Annotated in this window: 2 protein-coding genes; both read left to right on the plus strand. The window is 65.4% G+C overall.

Annotation, left to right across the window (positions count from 1 at the left end; genetic code table 11):
• Positions 1–2,240 (plus strand): phospholipase D-like domain-containing protein (locus WAN02_RS16600; protein ID WP_422265310.1); only part of this gene is annotated, 2,240 nt, incomplete at its 5' end.
• Positions 2,237–5,570, plus strand: a 3,334-nt coding sequence (locus WAN02_RS16605) for a hypothetical protein (protein ID WP_422265311.1), incomplete at its 3' end; no start/stop codon positions are given. The genes WAN02_RS16600 and WAN02_RS16605, both read left to right, overlap by 4 nt.

Here is a 5,570-nt window from a genome sequence, read left to right on the forward strand (position 1 = left end):
ATTCGGCCGACACCACCGACGTCATCCTCGCCAGTACCAGCACCGACACCGGCGCGCTCGGCGCGGCTGTCCCGATCACCCCGACCGACCGACAGCTCGCCAGGTTGGCGATCGACGACTGGATCCCCCGGCGCGATCCCAGCACCGTGACCGGCCTTGGCAACCGCACCGTCGGCAACTTCGTCGAACCCATTCTCGACGGGCTGGACTACTTCGCTCGGCTGGTGCCCGACCTGCGCACCGCCCGCCAAGGCGGCGCGGTGACCCTGGCCGGCTGGGCATTCGTGAAGGGAGCGTTGACCGACCCGACGAAGGTGTGGACGCTACTACCGCACGATGACTCCACCCAACTCGTCACGTTGGTCAAGGATCTGATTGACGGTGACGCTCAGGTCCGGCTGCTGGTCAACCAGTTCGTTCAACTGTCCGAAGCCGGCGCCAACTCGCTGACGTCGGACCTTGTGGTGGTCCTGACATTGTTGATGATGCTGGCCGAAGGCCTGTTCGCGGTCGGCAAGCTCGGGCTTGATCCCGCCTGGTGGATCCCGGCCGGATTCGGCCTGCCTGCCCTGCTCGCCTTGACCCCGTCGACCGACCTGTTGGCCGCGATTCGCTACCTCGCCGAGCCATCCGACCCCGCGGTGAGCGCGATCAACAGCGATCACCCCGGCACCGCGGTGTGGACGCCCTATCCGGCGACGCTGGCCGACAACCCGCTGGCGGAAAATCCGCTCTCCATCGCCGGGGTAACGATAGACGCGCTCACCCACGTCGGCGTCTACCACGAGAAGATCGCCGCGATTCAGCCGGCTGGCCAGCAGTCGCCGCTCGCCTACCTGGGCGGCATCGACATCAACAGCGACCGGCTCGACAACCCCGTCCACCGCGCCGCCGCACCGTTCCACGATGTGCAGGTCAAGCTGACCGGTCCGGCGGTCGCCGACGTTTTAACCAGCCTTGCCGACCGCGCGGCGACAGTTGGCACCGACAGCCCCGTCACCGTGCCGGCAGCCCCAATACCGCCAGCCGGTAGCCATGTCGTGCAGGTCGGACGCACCCGCTTCGCACCCGGCGCCGGACCCGGTCACGGCGACCCGTTCGGCACCGCGCCGCAGGGCGAGGACACCACCCACCACACGGTGCTGGCGGCCATCGACGCCGCCCGGGATTACATCTACATCGAAGAGCAGTACTTCACCCCGGACACCGGGTACATCGACACGCTCGTCGCGGCGGGGGCGAAGACCGATCCGGACGACAACACCCAACCCTTGATCAAGGCGCTCGTCGTCACGCTGCCCGCCGTCCCGGATCAGCCTTACGGCGGCGAACGCCGCGGCGCATTCATCAACGCGCTGCAGGCGTCTTGGGGCGACCGGCTTTTGGTGGGCGCGCCGATGCGCCGCTACCTCAACCCCACCCCCGAGGTGTCCGCGGGACTGGGCCGAATGGTGTTGCGCGACAAGCTGGACATCGGTTCCGAACAGGCGGTGGTGGGGCCCGCAGAGCGGATGCCGCCGCCGCCGTTCTGGGCATTCGCCGAGGCCGAACTGATCTACGTCGACGGGGTGGCCGGTCCGCCCGGCACTGGGCCCGTGCCTGGGGGTTTTCAGGATCCCGAAGAACCTGACGCGCCGGATCAGACCTGGCAGACGATCAGCATTCAGCGTGCCCCGTTCGGACAGGCGCCGCGGTGGGCCGCCAAACCTGATAACCACGACAAGAACTCGTGTGTATTGGCGGTGCAGATTCCCGGCATCTACGTGCACGCCAAGCTGATGGTGATCGACGACGTCTTTGTGTCGGTGGGGTCGTCGAACCTCAACCGCCGCGGCTTCATGCACGACGGCGAGATGAACGTGTTCGCGGTGTCCGAACACCTCAAACGCGACCCGTCCAACCCAGCGCTGCGTCTGCGCACCCAGCTGTGGGCCGAACACCTCGGACTGCCTCCGGAGATGGGGCTGTCGCTGTTGGCCGATCCGCTGTCGGCGCTGCGGTTCTTCGACAGGTCGTGGTACCGCGGCACCCACTGGCAACCGCTGGCGACGTTCGGTGACGGTACCCAGCCACCGGTCGTCGCGCTCAGTGTGGGATCCAGCGCCGTGTCGGCGGCCATCGGCGCCATCAAGGATCTGGTCCTCGTGACCGACAAATCCACGATCTGGTCGACGGCCGTGGATCCCACCACGGGGTTGGACTCCCATATCGGTCCTGGGGACCAAGGGCCTGACCTATGAGCACACCTGACGGTTTCCAGCTTTACGACCTGCTCGGGGTGAGCGGGGCCGATGCCGCTGCGCTCTGGCCGGGCGACAAATTCACCATGCAGCGGGGTTTCAACAGCACGAACGACGCAGCCGCGTGCATCGACACCCTCAACGGGGTGGCGCTCTTCACCGACCTCCGCGTGGGCTCCGACCCCGACGTTGCCGTCGGTGACCCAACCAAGCCCGGCCAGATCACCGTGTCGGCGACCGTGCACATCCTCGACGTCGTCGACAACTTTGACCACATCTACTACCCGCGCGACCTGCCCGATGTCGGCATCAAACTGCTGTCCACCGCGGCCGGCAAGGAACCGACCGTGTTCTTCGCGCGCGACGGCCGTGGGTGGGAGGTGCTGATCGAGGGCCTGCCGGTCGAACTGCAGTGGCCGCCGGGGTTGATCACCCCGGCCAAGGACGACGACAACCAAGACGGCGACGATCCAAACGAGTTCGACCACGGCGACGACGACAGCGTCGCGGTCGTGCAGGTCCGCGGCGCACCCAGCTACATCCGCGCCCACATTCGGCTGCACCTCACCCCCGAGGGCGACGTGATCATCGAGCCGAACACGCCGATCAGCATCGACAGCGCGAAATTCGCCAACCTGCCGGTGACCGCCCTGCACGACATCCTGTTCATTCCGAGCCCACGCCGCCGCGATCTCTATGAGTGGGCGCGCAACGACATTGCATCGCTGGTGCCCGGGGTGCCCCCGGGCGCCTACGGCTTCCGCTCCATCCTGTTCGACCTCGGCAAGGCCCCGTTCGCCGACCTGGTTAAGCGATTTCAAGACCCTGGCAGCGCCGCCCTGGGCGTCAACAACATCGAACTCGTCGTCGAGGACGTCGTCCTGCCTGTATCGAACTACGGTTTCCCGCTACCAACCCATGGCTTGTTCGGGATCCGGCGCAGGATCACCGACCGAAACAGCATCGAGCAGGCGTTCTCCCTGAGCCAGGCCCCCTACAAAGTACGTGTCTACTCCCGCGACGGGCAGTCCGACGTCGACCACACCGGGCTGTACCTGGTGATCAACCAATTGGAGTTCCGCACAGGCAGTTTCGCGTCGGCCGCCGACTACCCACCGGTCCTGATTTTCAACGCCGGGCTCGAATGGCAGAACGGCTGGGACGAAAACTCCGCGCGGGGCGGCACGCTCAGCGTCAGCGACGATTGGGTACTGCAGGCTGCGCTCACGCTGGGCGCAGACTCCCCGCTGAAGCTGGGCAGTATCAGCGACTCTGAGATCAGCATCAACACCATCAAGGGCGGTCTACGGCTGACCACTCTCGACGACCCAGGCAACGCGTGGCAGGCATTGATCGACGTGTCGGTCCGCGACACCGGGGTCACCATGTCGGGCAGCGCCTACCCGGCATTCAAGATCATGACGATGACCGGCAAGCCCCTGAATGTGATCCTGCGCGACATCGGTTGGAGCTTCGGCCGGCCGCATCTGGGCGACTCGATCGCCGCGCCCGAGGGAGTGCAGCTGGTGTTCGCCGGCGTAATCCGGCTCATCGTGGAGGAACTCGGCTTCGTCGAGGAACCCGCAGGCGGCACGTACTTCTCGTTCAGCGGCGGCGTCGAAATCGGTTCGGCCAGAGCCACATCCACTCAGCCCAGCGGCGCGCGCACCGACACAAGCGGCACCGGGACCGGCATCCTCTTCCGGCGGCTGCGCTTCCTGACTTCGGGGCCCGCCTCGCTGCCGCCCTGGAAACTCGACGGCATCCAGCTCGACATTCACTACGGCCAGGTGTCGATCACCGGCTTCGGCTACATCACCGATGACATCGAATCCGGTTACCGCTACCAGGAATTCGGGTTCGGTGTGCAGGTCAAATTCCCGTTAATGGGCACCGACTTCAAGGTCGCGGCCGAGTTCCTCAAAGGTTCGAGCACCCAGGTGGCCCCGCCCAACACCAGCTTCAGCTACATGTTGGCGTCGCTGCAGATCAGCTGGGTGCCGGCAGGCTCCTTCACGTTGTACGCGGTGCGCGCACTGTTCGCCAACAACATGCAGCCCGCGCTCGACCCGGCCGGCGAAGGCGCCCAAAGCATGCAGCTCTACCAGTGGCATAAGGACCACGACGGCGCCATCGACATGCCCCGGTCGCGCAACCTCGCCGACTGGAAGCCACTCGATGACTCCTTCGCGGCGGGCATCGCCGTTGGATTCTCGTTCACCTCCAGCGGCCAGCTGTTCCACATCGGCATCTTCACGCTGGTCACCGAGGGCGATCCGAGCATGGAGATCCTCATCGTCGGCGAGCTGTTCCTGCTGAAGAACCCGAATTCCATTGGGATTTTGGCCGTGGACTACGACGTCGACACCGGAAAGTTCGGCGTCCTGATTGGAGTCAACCTGGGCCTGGACAAATTCGTCGGCGGCACCGTGCCGTCCTGGATAGCAGATCTGGCGAAGCTGACCGGCACGGTGTTCTTCGGCAACCAGCCGTGGACGCTGGCGATCGGTCAGCTCTCCGATCAGCGCAGCTGGCTTGGCATCACGGTGTCGTCCGACCTGCTGGACCTCAACCTCAAGTTCCGCATCGCGCTCGGTCTGCAGATAGTCGACGGCGGCCCTAAGGGATTCGGGGTAGCCACGTCGTTCACCGGCGGCTCGAACTGGGGCATCGGCAAGATCCAGGTGTACGGCAGCCTCGGATTCCTTTGGGGGCCTTGGAAAACCGGCGCGGACACCAGCGCAGTCCACCTGTGGCTTCAGTTCGGCATCAAGATGTCGGTGTTCTATGTGTTCTCCGTCGGGCTGGAAGTCGACGGCGACCTCACCTACCTGACCCGCCCTGGATATTGGTTGTACTCCGCGCAGATCCACATCGACACTCCATGGTTTTTGCCCGACGTGTCATTCTCGATTTCCGGGCACTCCCACAACTCTTCACAGCCCATGGACAGCCCGCTACTCAACCCGCCGCTGAACAGCGGCGACGCCGGCAGCGGCGGGGCGGGCAGCGCCGCGGTGGGAATGCACGTTCCTGCGCTCAGCGACGGCAACACCGATCCGAACCGGCTGTACTCGCTCAACGAGCTCAACCAGGTCACCGGAGCCAGTGTCGCGGCGGTGGTGCTGCCCGACGACCTGGTGGCGGTGGCAATCGACGCCGACATCGCGATCACCTTTACCAACCCGCTGGCGAACGACGCGGCGATCGCCACTCAGTCCTATCCGGTGACCACCGATGCGGGGCTGCAGAAGGTCCAAGACCTGTCGGTGCGCTACGCACTGAAAAGTGTTCAGATTCAACGTCGTCCGCGATTCGGCGGCGGGAGCT

The organism is Mycobacterium sp. (genome assembly GCF_049281135.1).
Lineage (GTDB): Bacteria > Actinomycetota > Actinomycetes > Mycobacteriales > Mycobacteriaceae > Mycobacterium.